This is a genomic window from Pseudomonas sp. SJZ103 (assembly GCF_007828335.1).
Classification (GTDB): Bacteria; Pseudomonadota; Gammaproteobacteria; order Pseudomonadales; family Pseudomonadaceae; genus Aquipseudomonas.
This window is the reverse complement of sequence record NZ_VIUN01000030.1, coordinates 1-14,255: the sequence shown is the minus strand read 5'-3', so window position 1 is coordinate 14,255 and position 14,255 is coordinate 1. Positions and strand designations below refer to the sequence as shown.

13 protein-coding genes and 1 pseudogene are annotated in these 14,255 nt (G+C 54.2%); 7 read left to right on the top strand and 7 right to left on the bottom strand.

What is annotated here, in order from left to right; all coding sequences use genetic code 11:
* Positions 1-329 precede the first annotated feature (329 nt).
* The 4 genes from FBY10_RS31990 to FBY10_RS31980 all read left to right on the top strand — a co-directional run bounded on the left by FBY10_RS31990 (position 330) and on the right by FBY10_RS31980 (position 1,169).
* Positions 330-593, top strand: coding sequence for an Arm DNA-binding domain-containing protein (locus FBY10_RS31990; RefSeq protein ID WP_256663625.1), 264 nt, complete (start codon positions 330-332; stop codon positions 591-593).
* A complete protein-coding gene (locus FBY10_RS31985; RefSeq protein ID WP_256663624.1) occupies positions 586-744 on the top strand; it encodes a hypothetical protein in 159 nt (52 codons plus the stop codon). Before FBY10_RS31990 ends, FBY10_RS31985 begins: the two co-directional genes overlap by 8 nt.
* A gap of 11 nt (positions 745-755) precedes the next feature.
* The gene (locus FBY10_RS32435) at positions 756-950 is read left to right on the top strand and encodes a hypothetical protein (protein ID WP_158277068.1); all 195 of its coding nucleotides are present in this window, start codon (positions 756-758) and stop codon (positions 948-950) included.
* Between the two features lie 75 nt (positions 951-1,025).
* Positions 1,026-1,169 carry a hypothetical protein gene (locus FBY10_RS31980; RefSeq protein ID WP_256663623.1) on the top strand — a complete coding sequence of 48 codons (144 nt, stop codon included), beginning with the start codon at positions 1,026-1,028 and terminating at the stop codon, positions 1,167-1,169.
* A gap of 321 nt (positions 1,170-1,490) precedes the next feature.
* Here FBY10_RS31980 and FBY10_RS31260 read toward each other — a convergent pair whose 3' ends face one another.
* The gene (locus FBY10_RS31260; protein ID WP_108573055.1) at positions 1,491-2,045 is read right to left on the bottom strand and encodes a hypothetical protein; all 555 of its coding nucleotides are present in this window, start codon (positions 2,043-2,045) and stop codon (positions 1,491-1,493) included.
* 624 nt (positions 2,046-2,669) lie between these two features.
* On the bottom strand, positions 2,670-3,863 hold the full coding sequence (gene nhaA / locus FBY10_RS31250) for a Na+/H+ antiporter NhaA (RefSeq protein ID WP_145338869.1): 1,194 nt from the start codon (positions 3,861-3,863) through the stop codon (positions 2,670-2,672).
* A gap of 384 nt (positions 3,864-4,247) precedes the next feature.
* Between nhaA and FBY10_RS31245 the strand changes: the two genes are divergently transcribed.
* The 3 genes from FBY10_RS31245 to FBY10_RS31235 all read left to right on the top strand — a co-directional run bounded on the left by FBY10_RS31245 (position 4,248) and on the right by FBY10_RS31235 (position 9,514).
* Positions 4,248-5,735 carry a SulP family inorganic anion transporter gene (locus FBY10_RS31245; protein WP_145338868.1) on the top strand — a complete coding sequence of 496 codons (1,488 nt, stop codon included), beginning with the start codon at positions 4,248-4,250 and terminating at the stop codon, positions 5,733-5,735.
* Positions 5,736-5,963: 228 nt separating this feature from the next.
* Positions 5,964-7,631 carry a BCCT family transporter gene (locus FBY10_RS31240; RefSeq protein ID WP_088423780.1) on the top strand — a complete coding sequence of 556 codons (1,668 nt, stop codon included), beginning with the start codon at positions 5,964-5,966 and terminating at the stop codon, positions 7,629-7,631.
* 263 nt (positions 7,632-7,894) lie between these two features.
* The gene (locus tag FBY10_RS31235) at positions 7,895-9,514 is read left to right on the top strand and encodes a methyl-accepting chemotaxis protein (RefSeq protein ID WP_145338867.1); all 1,620 of its coding nucleotides are present in this window, start codon (positions 7,895-7,897) and stop codon (positions 9,512-9,514) included.
* Between the two features lie 56 nt (positions 9,515-9,570).
* Here the strand turns inward: FBY10_RS31235 and FBY10_RS31975 are convergent.
* The 5 genes and pseudogenes from FBY10_RS31975 to FBY10_RS31640 all read right to left on the bottom strand — a co-directional run.
* Positions 9,571-9,711, bottom strand: a pseudogene (locus FBY10_RS31975) (helix-hairpin-helix domain-containing protein); the annotation flags it as partial.
* 63 nt (positions 9,712-9,774) lie between these two features.
* Positions 9,775-11,025: a GAF domain-containing sensor histidine kinase gene (locus tag FBY10_RS31225; RefSeq protein WP_256663622.1), complete on the bottom strand. Its 1,251-nt coding sequence runs from the start codon at positions 11,023-11,025 to the stop codon at positions 9,775-9,777.
* Positions 11,026-11,397: 372 nt separating this feature from the next.
* The gene (locus tag FBY10_RS31220) at positions 11,398-12,120 is read right to left on the bottom strand and encodes a 3'-5' exonuclease (protein WP_145338866.1); all 723 of its coding nucleotides are present in this window, start codon (positions 12,118-12,120) and stop codon (positions 11,398-11,400) included.
* On the bottom strand, positions 12,117-13,997 hold the full coding sequence (locus FBY10_RS31215) for a DUF294 nucleotidyltransferase-like domain-containing protein (RefSeq protein WP_145338865.1): 1,881 nt from the start codon (positions 13,995-13,997) through the stop codon (positions 12,117-12,119). The genes FBY10_RS31220 and FBY10_RS31215 overlap by 4 nt, the downstream gene beginning before the upstream one ends.
* Positions 13,998-14,038: 41 nt before the next feature.
* A partial coding sequence (locus tag FBY10_RS31640) for a hypothetical protein (protein WP_218571063.1) occupies positions 14,039-14,255 on the bottom strand: 217 nt, incomplete at its 5' end.

The window sequence follows — 14,255 nt, the reverse complement described above, 5'->3', positions numbered from 1 at the left end:
TGTACACCCGGTGTGAATGGGGGCATAACTGGAGCATAATTCGTTTTTTTCAGTCTGTAACTACCGCCCTAGAGCCCAGTCAAAATGTTTTTTGGTATTCACTATGTCCGTGACCGAGATGCATCAGTAGATAGCAGCAGGCTGGCCGTCAGTAAGCATCTGCAAAGTGGACGAACCTGCCAATTTCAAAGGGGTTGTACCACTGAGCCCGATCAAATACTGCGGTGGATCACCGCTAGGGCGCGAATTCACAATTGCTCGAGCAGCGCATGTGACTGGGGGCACAATGGGGGGCAAATTTCGGTTCCTTAAAAAGGATGCCCCCACCGATGCCCCCAGATATTGCGGTTGTTTTCAAACGAAAACTCAGCGATGCCTTGATCCGCTCGCTGGCCGAACCGGGTAAACACGCCGATGGCGAAGTCCCTGGGCTCTACTTGGAGGTAAGGGCGTCAAGCAAGGTCGACAAATCTCCTTCCAAGGTTGGGCGATTGAAGTATCGCCTGCATGGCAAGGAAAACCGCTTCTCCATCGGCGCTTACCCCGACATTGGTCTCAAGGATTGCCCGCGGCGCACGCCGCGATGTGGCTAATCACATCGTCCCGCTCAAGGCCAAGACTGCCAAGATCGAGGCGAAGTTGCTCAATGAAGAGCGCACCTTCGCGTACGTGGCCAAGCAAGGGTTGGCATTCAAGCCTGCCGAACTGGTGACCAAATCCATCTCGGGTCGACCGGAGCTCTGAACAACCACATCTTGCCTGCCATTGGCAAAAAACCGGTCAGCGAGATCAAGCTGGAGCACATCACTACGATCATCACCGAGTTGCGTCGTCAACGCACCCTGGCCATGGCCCGGCGCGTGCGCACCATCATCCGCGCCATCCTGGGGTTGCCGAGGGCCGCGGCTGGGTGGAGCGCAACGTGGCGCTCAGCAACATCGAGGAGCTGAAGATCCGCCATATCGTCACCAGCAATCCGGCAATCGAAAGGCCAGTCGACCTGGGCAGGTTTCCGCTGCGTCTGGATGACTGCAACGACGGCAGCGTTGCGCCTGCTGGTCATGTTGCCGGTCCGCCCTGGCGAATTAGTGCAGATGCGGTGGGAAGACGTCGATCTGGGCGGCGCCGATTGGCGTTACGTGGTCGGCAAGACCAATCATCTGATGTAGTGCCCTTGAAACCTTGGATAAGCACTCTATTCATCACACACTGCGGCAACTCAACAAGAAGTATCAGGAGTCTGTCCGCAGTTTAGAAGGCAGCTTCGTATCGAAGCTATAGCGCAAGTGTGCTGCAGCCAAATCGTGGCGTTTCCCTTTAGAACCAGAAATCCGATCAGCGCGTGCAGGCAAAGCTATTTATTGAGTTTTATATTGCGCTAAAGCTATGGAACGACCGAGTTGGGCAAGCGTTGCGCACGAGCTCATACGGGCGCCTTGTGATGGACAGACCGTAGCAAGCCAACAGCCTACTATCCGGAAACCTGCGGTTTACTTGCCCAGAATGTTCTTCAACGCAGCGGTATGGCCGGCCGGGTCGTTTACGCTGGACATCACTTCGATGATGGTGATCGTCTGATCGTTCATCGCCATCAACGAGGCCATCAGTAGTTTCAGGCCGTTGAAATCGTCGGTGCCGTCCAGGCGGTACATCTTCAAGTCGTTCACCTGAATGGTCTTCTCGCTGGTCATGCGAAAGTTGGGTGAAGCGGCCTGCTGCTTTTCCTTCAAGGTATCCACGGCAAGGCGAAACGCAGCGTCCGGGGTGGTGCCCGCAGTCGGCGCCGGACCTTCGGTAACGATGATGGCCCGCTCGCTTTTCGGATCGAAGTACATCGTGCCGCCGTTCTCGCTGTTCAAGGCACGGGCCTCGACGCCTTCCAGCACGAACTTCAGCTTGCCGCCTGCCAGGGACACCGATTGCGTGTCCGATGGCGCCGTAGCGGTTTTTTCAGGCGGGGCAGCAACTGCCATGGTGGCCGCGCCGCTCAAGGCAGCAAGCACGCACAAGGAACGGGTCCAGCCCAACAGCAAATGCTTCGACATTGATAGCGCCTTTATTTTCAGGCCATCGAATATCGACGGACTGTCCTGCAGACAGCCTAGCTTACTTGCCTGCTACCGGTGGGTGTGACCATCAGGCCTAGGCCGTCAGTTTCGGGGATGCTGTAGGTTTTCTCGGCGGCCTTGGCTTGCCGCACGGTCAGATCAGAGAATGCCATCATCAAACGCCTAAGTCGTGAGACTTAGGCTCGATGCTGCCGGTCATCCCGATCCAACCCAAGCAACAACCCGGAACCGGCGCCCCCCCGTACTCCTTGGCCTCAATTCTGGCCTCAAAAACGCTGGCTGTCGGTGGATTTTCGTGGCGTTTGCTGGAACAAAAAAAGGAGTCGAAGCTCCTCTTTTCAAATACCTGCAGATGCCAATGGAAGTCTGTAGGTCACAATATGGAGCGGGAAACGAGACTCGCATCTGGCGTCCGACCCATTGAAATATAAGGGGTTTCTTTTCTTGCCGAAGCAGGAAAGTACTCAATTCTGGACTTATTTTCGGAGCATCTCAAGACCAAAAAATTGATCGAACAGCAGCATTCATTATGCTTGAGCCCGTCGGCGCGATTGGATGCTCATCCCCCATGCAGCTATCAACGGACAGATATGCTCAGGATTAACCTTTAACCTTCAAAAGAACAGCAACACCGAGGACAGCGGAAAGAATAGAGCCCATAAGCACTCCAACCTTCACCTCATCGACCAAATGCGGGTTAACCGGGAAGGCCAGCGCCCCGATGAAGAGGCTCATTGTGAAACCAATGCCGCACAGCAGCGCTACACCGTACAGCTGAGACCAATCACATTGCTCAGGCAGCTTGGCCAGCCCTGCGCGAATCGCTAGCGCAGCCAAACCAAACACACCAATTTGCTTGCCTAGCAATAGCCCAAGCGTTACCCCCAGAGGTACCTGGTCGATCAGGTTATTGGGAGATATACCGGCAAGAGACACTCCAGCATTGGCAAAACCGAAAATGGGCACAACAGCGAAAGCGACCCACGGATGCAGCTTTCCTTCCAGGTGGATGAGCGGTGATTTGCGCTCGCTGCTCGCCGCCCGCATCGGAATGCACAGTGCGAGAATGACACCGGCCAAGGTCGCGTGGATACCCGACTGAAGCATAAAGAACCACAGCAGACCGCCCGCTATCAGGTAAGGCCAGAGCCTGGTCACACCGAATCGGTTGAGCATCACCAGGAACACAATAACGCCCAGTGAGGCCAGCAACATACTGATCGACAAGCCGCTGGTGTAAAACAGAGCGATGATGAGCACAGCACCTAGGTCATCAAGAATCGCAAGCGCAGACAGAAAGATTTTCAACGAGATGGGCACACGTTTACCTAGCAGCGACAGTACGCCCAAGGCAAACGCAATATCGGTCGCAGCCGGAATAGCCCACCCTCCCAAGGTTTCGGCGTTACCCCAGTTGACCGCAATATATATCAAAGCAGGTACAAGCATGCCGCCTAACGCGGCGAATCCTGGAAGAGCGCGCTGGCTCCAGCTCGATAACTGGCCGACCAACATTTCGCGCTTGATCTCCAACCCCACCAGCATGAAAAAGACCGCCATCAGTCCATCATTGATCCAGTGCTCAATCGAGAGGCCAACGACTTTTACATGCAGTGACGAGAAGTAAATGTCTGCCAACGGAGAGTTAGCAACGAAGAGTGCTATCAAAGCAGCGGCCATGAGTATCAGGCCACCCGCTGATTCCGCGGCCAAGAAACGGGAGAAAAAAGCACGCGTGGCGGGAGATTCACGATGGCCGTGGGTTTTATCCGGACGTGAGGATTTCAAGCTCATAGGCACAGTCACTCCGCGCGGCGGCCCGACCTGCGCTGAATTAAACCTGCCCTCCCGCGTTTTGCGGTGACACCCGCGGGATATTCTACATGATAGGTTCCTGCAAGACCGCCTATCGGTTGTACGAGTGCGCTACGGCGGGTTAATATCCCGTGGTCTGTCTACGTACGCCGAAGGACTTACCTTGCCACGCTCGAACTGGCTGCCTACGCCGCCATAGCGCTCCGCCCCCTCGCACGCCCCTGACCGCCTCCTAGCTGCGGTAGTATTTTGCTGCGCCTGCTTTTTTGGCCGCGGCCATTCCACAACTCAATTGAAGACACAAGCACACACAGCTCAGTGCTAACAGCTGCGCGGGATGTGGTGCCTGCCATGGGTAAATAAATGTTTGAAAAGATCAAACTTGCTTGGCTGTCAAATATCCGAGCCGATGTCCTCGCGGGCCTCGTTGTTGCACTGGCGCTTATTCCAGAGGCTATTGCCTTTTCTATTATTGCCGGCGTCGACCCCAAGGTTGGCCTTTATGCCTCTTTCTGTATCTGCACTGTGATCTCGTTTGTTGGAGGGCGTGCGGCGATGATCTCGGCGGCCACCGGCGCCATGGCATTGCTCATGGTCAACCTGGTCAAGGATCATGGCCTCCAGTACCTCCTCGCCGCCTCGCTGACGTGCGGCGTACTTCAAATAATCGCGGGCTATCTGCGGCTGGGCGAGCTGATGCGCTTCGTATCGCGATCAGTCGTCACAGGATTCGTTAACGCCTTGGCGATCCTGATTTTCATGGCGCAGCTGCCAGAACTCACCGGGGTAACCTGGCCCGTTTACGCCATGACTGCTGGCGGACTGGCGATTATTTACCTGTTCCCAAGGCTGCCGGGCGTAGGAAAACTGCTCCCCTCGCCGCTCGTATGCATCATCGTGCTGACTGCGATTTCGATCTACATGGGCCTGAATATACATACGGTGGGCGACATGGGCTCGCTGCCTGATAGTCTGCCGATATTCTTGTGGCCAAGCGTGCCACTAAACCTTGAAACACTGATGATCGTACTGCCGTACTCTGCCGCGCTGGCAGTGGTCGGTTTGCTGGAGTCGATGATGACGGCAACCATCGTCGACGACCTGACAGACACGAGCAGCGACAAGAATCGTGAATGCAAAGGCCAGGGCATCGCCAACATCACCAGCAGCCTCATTGGCGGCATGGCAGGCTGCGCGATGATCGGACAGTCGATGATCAACGTTAAATCTGGCGGACGAACCCGCTTGTCTACGCTGAGTGCAGGCTTTTCACTGCTGATCATGATGATCTTCATGGGCGACTGGCTCGCCCGCATACCGATGGCCGCGTTGGTCGCCGTGATGATCATGGTCTCCATCAGCACCTTCAGTTGGGACTCCATCCGCAATCTCAAAGACTATCCGCTCTCAACGAACATCGTGATGTTGGTCACGGTGGTCGTGGTCGTCGCGACCCATAACCTGGCCTACGGCGTTGTCGCAGGCACCTTGCTGGCCGCCATGTTCTTCGCCAACAAGATCGGACATTACCTGGAGGTCACTTCTCAGCATGACCCCGCACATGCCCATCGCACTTACTACGTCACAGGCCAGGTGTTTTTTGGCTCAGCCGACAGGTTCACTCATTCGTTCGATCTTAAGGAACGACTGGAGACCCTGACCATCGATCTTCGAGAGGCCCACTTTTGGGATATAACTTCAGTCGCTGCGCTCGACAAGGTAGTACTAAAGCTGCGCCGAGAAGGGGTTCACGTAGATGTGATCGGGATGAACCAAGCTACGTCCACGATCGTGGATCGCTTTGGCGTTCACGACAAACCCGATGGCATAAGTAAGTTGATGGGGCATTAATCTGGCCCGCGCAAACCTGTTCATTGCACTCAATCGAATAGATTGCAGCCCAAAAAGACGTCATGTGACGGTGACATATTCGATCGAAGGGCTATGCAACCGGCAGGTTTTGCCGGGTTTGTTCTCAAAGCTTGTTAGGATAAAGGCGCTTACATCTCGTTTTACCATAGGAACAGCGGGGATAATGACAACTGCGCGTTAAAACGCGCCAACAACAAGGAGATTCTCATGGTTGAAAAGCCTACGGATGATCGGCCTAACACCCCTCACGTCCCTAGTGAGGACGGTATTCCTGCTCCTAGTGGAGCTGCCAACCTGATCGACACTGACTACGTCATCGGTCAAGACAATATCAAAGGAGAGTTTTCGTTCTCGCTCGATATCCACGGCAAAGTATTTATCATTTCAGCCGCCACAATTTTACTGTTCGTGATTTTGACATTGGCACTGCAGAATGAAGTAGAACCCCTCTTCAGCGCCATCCGGAACTGGTTGACTAGTCACCTCGCCTGGCTCTTCATGAGCATTGCGAACGTCTTTGTGGTGCTGTGCATTGCGCTGATTTTCTCCCCGTTGGGAAAGGTGCGTTTGGGCGGCAGAGATGCCAAACCAGACCACTCCTACGTCGGATGGTTTTCAATGCTGTTTGCCGCGGGCATGGGCATTGGCTTGATGTTTTATGGCGTCGCCGAACCCATGTCGCATTACGCGGCGTCCATGGGAGGCGTGACAGTCGATGCGAGCGGCGTGCGTACGGACTGGGCGCCGTTGGGTGGTGCAGCAGGCGATATGAAAGCATCCGCCGACTTGGCAATGGCCGCTACGATCTTTCACTGGGGACTTCATCCCTGGGCGATCTATGCGATTGTGGCGTTGTCCCTGGCGTTGTTTTCTTACAACAAGGGCTTACCGCTTTCGATACGCTCGATTTTCTATCCACTGTTGGGTGAGCGCGTTTGGGGCTGGCCGGGGCATATCATCGATATCCTGGCGGTATTCGCCACGCTATTCGGGTTGGCAACCTCTCTGGGCATTGGTGCAGAACAGGCTGCCGCGGGGATTGAATATCTCTTCGGGATACAATCGACGAATCTCAGTAAAGTCGTGCTGATCGTTGGCATTACCTTGATCGCGCTGTGGTCAGTCCTTTCCGGTTTGGACAAGGGCGTCAAAATGCTTTCCCAGATCAATATGGGACTCGCATTGCTCTTACTGGTGTTTATCATCGTAGTGGGACCGACCTTGGCCATCTTCACAGGGTTCTTCAAGAACCTGGTGACGTATGTTGAATACCTGCCAGCACTGTCAAATCCATTCGGCCGCACTGACACCCAATTCACCCAAGGCTGGACGGCCTTCTACTGGGCGTGGTGGATCAGTTGGTCGCCATTTGTAGGCATGTTTATCGCGCGCGTCAGTCGTGGTCGAACGGTCAGAGAGTTTCTGATCTCGGTCTTGCTCGTTCCCTCAGTGGTGTCTGTGCTATGGATGACAACGTTCGGCGGAACGGCCATTGACCAAACGACCTTACAGGGCCTAGTGGGCGTCAAGGACGCTGTGCTGGAGCTGAAGTTGTTCGCCATGCTGGGAGAGTTGCCTCTTAAAGAGATCACCTCCTTCCTGGGCATCGTTCTGGTCATTGTATTTTTTATTACCTCCTCGGACTCAGGCTCCTTGGTAATCGACACGATCACCGCCGGCGGCAAGGTGGATGCGCCTGTGCCTCAACGAGTGTTCTGGGCTGTCATCGAGGGCGTAATTGCGATTGCCCTTCTGTTGGGTGGGGGGCTGGTTGCACTGCAGGCAATGGCAGTATCCACAGGTTTACCTTTCGCAATCGTTTTAATGCTGGGATGCATATCCCTAGTGAAAGGACTGATGTCTGAGCCTCGTTAGCAAATAGGGCTTTAGCTGTCAGCGCGCAGCAAACATACCCGTTACGCCATCGCCTGGGGCGATGGCGTAACGTTGGCAGCAGAACTCCCTACTAAAAACTCCAACGTAGAGCAGCACTGTCGCACTGATATCAGCGAGTGAATCGCCGGGTGCGCGCAAGCGACTTAGGCGAGCACTCAAAAGCGAGAGGCCTGATTAAGTTTATTAACGTCAGGTCGATAGTCTAGATACCTAGATCACACCCTCGCAGTCAGGAAGCTTGCATGCACCTTAGAAACCTCAACGTAGCTCCACGAGCGTCCTTGTTTTTCGCGTCAATCATTTTGTTGGTCTTTGTGCTCGGCGCAGTTGCCGCTCTGCAGATGGGCAAGCTGCGTGACGCCGAAAAAGACGTCGAAACCAATTGGCTTCCAAGCATCCGACAAACGGCGTTGATGAATGTTGGAGTAATGCGACTCAGGCTTGAAACTCAGCGTGCGCTTGCTGACCCTAAAGCACTTCAATCGACGGTTGCGTCTTTCGCAGGCTACCGTAAAGCTTTCGCGGATGCGGTGCTGAATTATGAACCGCTGATCGCTAGCAACGACGAGCGCACACGTTATCTAGTGGTGAAAGCGTCCGCTGATGCATACGCCAAACAGTTGGATATGCTTGAACCATTAATGGCGAGCGGTGACATACCTGCCGCTGTCAACCTGGTGAGTACAGGCATCAGGCCGTTGACGAATAGGATGGAGGGTGAGATCAAAGCCCTGACTGACTTCAACAACGATGGCGCAACAGCGGCTGGGCAATACGCAACCAATACTTACTCCGACGGTATCTGGGTAATCATTGGCCTTATTTCAGTTGTCGTAGTCCTAACTGTGGCGTTGGCAACACTTCTGACCAAGAGCATTACGGCCCCAATCGGTGCAGCGTTGTCTGTGGCAGAACGCATCGCCGGCAGTGATCTCTCCAAAGAAGTGCACGTCAGCGGGAAGGATGAAGCCGGACGCCTGTTAAAAGCGCTGGCCCAAATGCAAGAGAACCTTCGCAGAACCATCATGCAAATCGGAGACTCATCTACACAGCTGGCCTCAGCTGCGGAAGAAATGACAGCGGTCACTGAGGAATCCAGTCGAGGCCTCATCTCTCAAAATGATGAGGTCAACCAAGCTGCCACTGCGGTAACTGAGATGAGTGCGGCGGTTGATGAAGTGGCCCGTAATGCGGAGTCGGCCTCGGAAGAGTCGCGTCGCACCCAGGACTTTACTGAGACCGGTTTAGAGCGGGTCTCTCAAACGTTGAAGTCGATTCAAAAACTCAGCGGCAATGTTGAAGCCACGAGTGACAAGATTCAGGTTTTGTCACAGCGGGCTCAAAGCATCAACAAAGTCGTCGAAGTGATTCGTGCAATCGCAGAGCAAACTAACCTTCTGGCGTTGAACGCAGCGATTGAAGCTGCCAGGGCTGGTGAGCAAGGCCGCGGCTTTGCAGTCGTTGCTGACGAAGTAAGGGCGTTGGCGCACAGAACGCAGTCTTCCACTCAAGAGATCGAACAGATGATCTCCGCAATGCAGAGCGATTCAGCTGAAGCAGTGGAAGCCATGAGTAAAAGCAAGGAGCTAGCAACCCAATCCCTCGATGTGGCACAGGAGGCCAGCAGTTCACTGGATCAGATCGCCAAGGCCATTACCCAGATTAATGAGCGAAATATGTTGATCGCAACTGCGTCTGAAGAACAGGCCCATGTTGCCCGAGAAGTTGATCGTAATCTCGTCAGCATTCGAGAGCTTGCCGTGCAAAGTTCTGCAGGCGCCAGTCAAACAGCCAGCGCATGCGGGGAAATGTCTAAGCTGGCGGTTGATCTTAATAAGATGGTGAATCGCTTCGTTGTTTGAAAAAATGAAGCAGGATACTCGATGTGTGCCTGACGCGATGAGGGCTCTCAAACGGATCATGAGACACGCTGAGTGCTTGACTGGAAGTCTTTTGCAAGCTCAATGGCCGAGGTAATGGCAGCCCGCGCTTGCGGGCTATTCCTCCCGCACATCGATCCGGTTACGGCCGATGCCTGAGCCAGGGTGTCACAAGCATTCACCATACTGACCGCTAGTGAGTAAGCGTCCGGCGAAGTCACCTATCGCCGTGACATAAAATGCTAGTTTCCTTGCGTCCACTCTAGGGTGCCTGGGAAGCGCGCGACAAACCGTGTGCCAGCCCCTGGTGTAGAGGTTACGGATAGCGTCCCGTTATGACCCGTTACGATCTGAGAGGCGATATACAAACCCAGGCCTAATCCTTCTCCCCGACCACCGCCCGCCGACCTCGTAAACGGCTGGAACAGTAGTGGCAATAGCGTATCTGGTATTTCTGGGCCTTGGTTCAGCACTGACAGAACGATGTGATTTTCTTGCATGCTTGCGAGCACCTCTATCGGGTGATCACGCGACCCGTGAGTTACCGCATTGCCCAAAAGGTTCGACAACAACTGTCCCATCCTCCCAGCATCACAAAAGATCCCTGGTGAGATGACTACTTCTCGAGTGATTTTGACGTGGGGATGGCTCGCAATGATTTCGTTTATGACGGCTATAAAAATGTCGCCAAGGCTGTCTACCAAGATGCGTTTGACCGGAATGCCTCCCCCCAGCTTTCCACGAGAAAAATCCAGGACATCTTCAATCAGGTTACTCATCCGCTGCGAGCTTTGTCGGATGGCAGTCGCAAGTTTTTGCTCTCGGCCAATAGGAAGCTTAGCTTCAAGCATGTCGGCGCTCATGCGGATAGCGCTCAGCGGTGAGCGGAGGTCGTGACCGAGGACGGCAATGAACTGATCCCGAATGATGCCTGCCTCGGTGGCATTGGCCAACTCAATTGTCTTGGCCTCAAGATCCGCCTGAACGTCCAGTTGAACGGCGATTAACTGGGCGAACAGCGTCAGCGTGTTACAAACCGCTTCCTCATCAAACTGAGCCGGCACTTGATCTATAGCGCAGAGCGTTCCGAAAAAATCCCCGTTTGACCTGATGATTGGAATGGAGACATAGCTTTCCAGACAGTATTTCTCGGGGGTGTGGTGATTCGAATAAACCGGGTGCTCACTGGCATGCTTGAATATGACTGGCTTTCGATGCTGACGGATTTCGTGACAGATTGTCGTTTCCAGTATCAACTCGCCGCCTGGCACGAGCCCAAAATTTATGGAGTCGTCTACGGCGCAAGCCACCCATTTGGTCTCGGTAACCCGAGCAATTGCGGCAAAGCGCATGCCGGTTGTGTGCTTGACCATGTTGAGAATAAGTGGCACGGCATCAATCTTGGCAACCGTGCTGATATCGTTTGAAAAGTCAGACGGATGAGGCATTAAGATCGCCGATTGGGAGGGTGGAAAATTGGAATTAAAGCGCAAGTCCCTGCCTTTGACAATGAGCGCCCGCAGGTAAGCGGTAAGCGCCCGGCCAACACACCCTCCTGAATCCAAACCTCAATGAAGCACACACCAACGCCCCCAGCGTTGGGATCAGAACGAGATATTGGCTGAATGGTTAGGTCAATGCATCACCAGTTCATAATCGGCAACCCTGGACGGAAATCGTGTTTCTGGCCGCTGCGCCCCCAATGTTGATGTCCAACATTTCGGGGTCAGATCAGAATACGCGGACACCATCGCCCTTAAAGCTGGAGTTCGGTAGGTGACTTGGCCGGACGGTTACGCTAGTGAGTCAATGCCCACAGGAATATCGGTCGGACAGGCGCTAACGTTTCACTATCAAGCGGTGACTCAGTTCCATAACTCGCCAACAGGCTTTGACGCTGAGTAATAAGTCGCTACCTGCGCCTGCAACAGTTCTGCGGTTGCCAGGGCATCGGTTAATGCATGGTGAGCGTGATAAGCCGGAAGACCCAGGCGCGCCCGGCTATCCGCCAGCCTTATGGACGGTTGTGAGCGCCCCATAAATCGGGCGAACCATCCACGTTTTTGCCGATGTAGTCGGGCTTCCAGTTGCATCGTATCAATGACCGGGAACTCAAGCCCCTCCCCTAAATGCCTACGCACTGCCTGATCCAAAAAGGCTCGCTCAATATTCCGATAATGGACGACCATCACCTTGCCTGCCATGGCCTCCAGCAATGGGGCCAGCACCTGCTCAAAGGTGGGAGCATCTGAAATTTCAGCATGGGTTATGTGATGAAACGTCACCGACTTTTCATTCAGCTCGGACGCAGGTTTTATCACCCAGTAAAGCGAACTCCCACAGTAAATGCGCTGCAGCGTGAACGGCATTACCCCGATGCTCACAATACTGTCAGCCTGTGCATCAAGGCCGGTGGTTTCCACGTCCATGGCCAGCAGTTGCAAGCTATCAATGGAGGTCTGTGCCGAGACCGCGCCGGCTTGATAGAACTGTCGCAAGCGGCTGTTAACGGCATTGTCTGCCAGGGTCTCGAACCTGGAAGACCACTCCAGCACTTTATGATTGGGCTGCGCTTTCACGTGTTTCATGACGACAGGCGACCCTTTGACGGATAACGGAAGCGCAAGAAATTCTGGCCATTACTCAAGACCTGAAACGCCTCTTTGAGATTATGTCGTTCACTGTTGGAAAAGCGTTCCGGTTCAACATAATTATTGAGCGCCGCTCCCTGCTCCAGTGCGTCAACCTGATGTCGAATTCGCACCATTGACAGAAACTCCAGCGCGTATCGGAGTTGCTTTAATGCTTCAGGCGGAATGATGTTGCTGTTCGCGATGGCGTCCATACGATCAAATGAATTCTGCGCGGTACTGCCACACGCGAGCGCGTGGATGCGGATCAGGTCTGTCAGCGGTGCGGTACCTCGCCCCTTCAGGTTGATGATCCGTTTGTGCTGTCCGTCTGTCTCAACCACAAAGGTCCGGAAAAAGCCTAATGGCGGCGTCCGGTTAAGGGCAATTCGAGCCATGGCACTTAGAAAAACAGGATGTGCGCTGGATTTTCGAGCACACAGAACTTTCAGTTCCTGCACAAGCTCGAGCTCGCCAAACACACCATCCAGATCGAAAAAAATACAACTATTGAGCAACGTCTTGGGATTTGGCTTTTCGATCCACTGATCAAAATAACTTCGCCATACCTTCAACGGCTGACGCCACTGATCGTTTGTCGCCATGATTCCGCCTTTGCAATAGCTGTAGCCGCATGCGGCCAGGCCATCACTCACAAACGTCGCCAACGCTCGGAAGTAAACATCGTGCTGGATTGGATCGAAGCGGTCGTCGAGCACCAGGGCATTGTCCTGGTCCGTCACCAACAACTGCTCATCACGCGCCATGGAACCCAACACCATAAAGCAGTAAGGCACCGGAGGCGGCCCCAGTTTTTTCTCTGCGAGCTCCAGCAAACGCTGGGTAAAGGCCCGGCCAATACCGGAAATCGCGCTACCAATCATGTGCGCCGTCGCGCCGTCACGCACCATGCGGATGTAGGTTCCGCGCAGGTCACGCAAAAGCGATTTAAGGCCGTCGACCGAAGTCTGGTTAGAAATTCTGTTTACCAGATACAAACTGCTGTGTGACTCGTAGCGGATGATATCCGACAGGTTGATCAGCCCAATCGGATGGCCATGATGGACCACCGGCAGATGGTGAATATTACGGCGCAACATCACCAGCATCGCTTCAAACACTGAGTCGTCTGCGCCTATCGTTACCGGCTCGGCCGTCATGATGTCTCGGGCAGCCGTTTCGTCAGCGTTTCGGCCGGCCGCGACAACACGTGTGCGAAGGTCCCGATCCGTCACGATCCCTTGGATTTCAGCCGCCTGCAAGCCCGCTGATGACATCACTAGAACGCAAGAAACGCTTTGTTCTGTCATGATTTTTGCCGCGTCGCCGACGCAGGTATCCGACGTGACCCACACCAAGGGCCGAGAGATAAGACCTCGGCATTTGAGCTGAATAAGCTCACTGGCACGCCCCTGCGCCTCAACGGCAGTCTTGAGCCTGGAGTGCCCCTCAGCTTCAACGAAGTCGGCGAAAGCATCATGCTGCGCGCAAAGGTCAGCGAACACGTCGGCGGGTATGTAATAGATCAGGCTATCTTCCAAGGCCCGGGCGGGAAAACGCACCTTGTTACTGCGCAACAAACCGGCCTGACCGAAGAGGTCACCTTCGACAAGTCGGTTGTAGAGCTCGCCATTGCGCCGGTAAATCTCCACCGCACCGCTACGCACATAGTGCAAGTCATGAATGATCGCGCCCGCTTCAAGGATGTCGCTGCCGGCCTTGAAATAACTCACTTCTACCCGCCGAGCGATGGCGTCTACCGATTCTTTTGGCAGCGTATCAAATGGAGCAAAACGATAGAGGTGGTCGCTGATCTCCTGTAACTCGATTTGCATGAAACCTCGAAATGCTGAAAAGAACTAAAGTTACGAGCGCCCTACATCGCAAAGGGCAGTGGCCTTTCTGTGTCGCCCACCAGATCACATCCCGATACGAGGATCAAGCGCCACGTCTGATCTACGCTATGAGTGGCAACAACTGCTGCGTAACGGCGGGCCGTCATATTTATAATCCCGGCAGGCGCGGCATTCACTGAATGTACAGCGCAGGTGGAGGTTATTTCTGAACGGTCAGAGGCATTTGCGATCTGCATT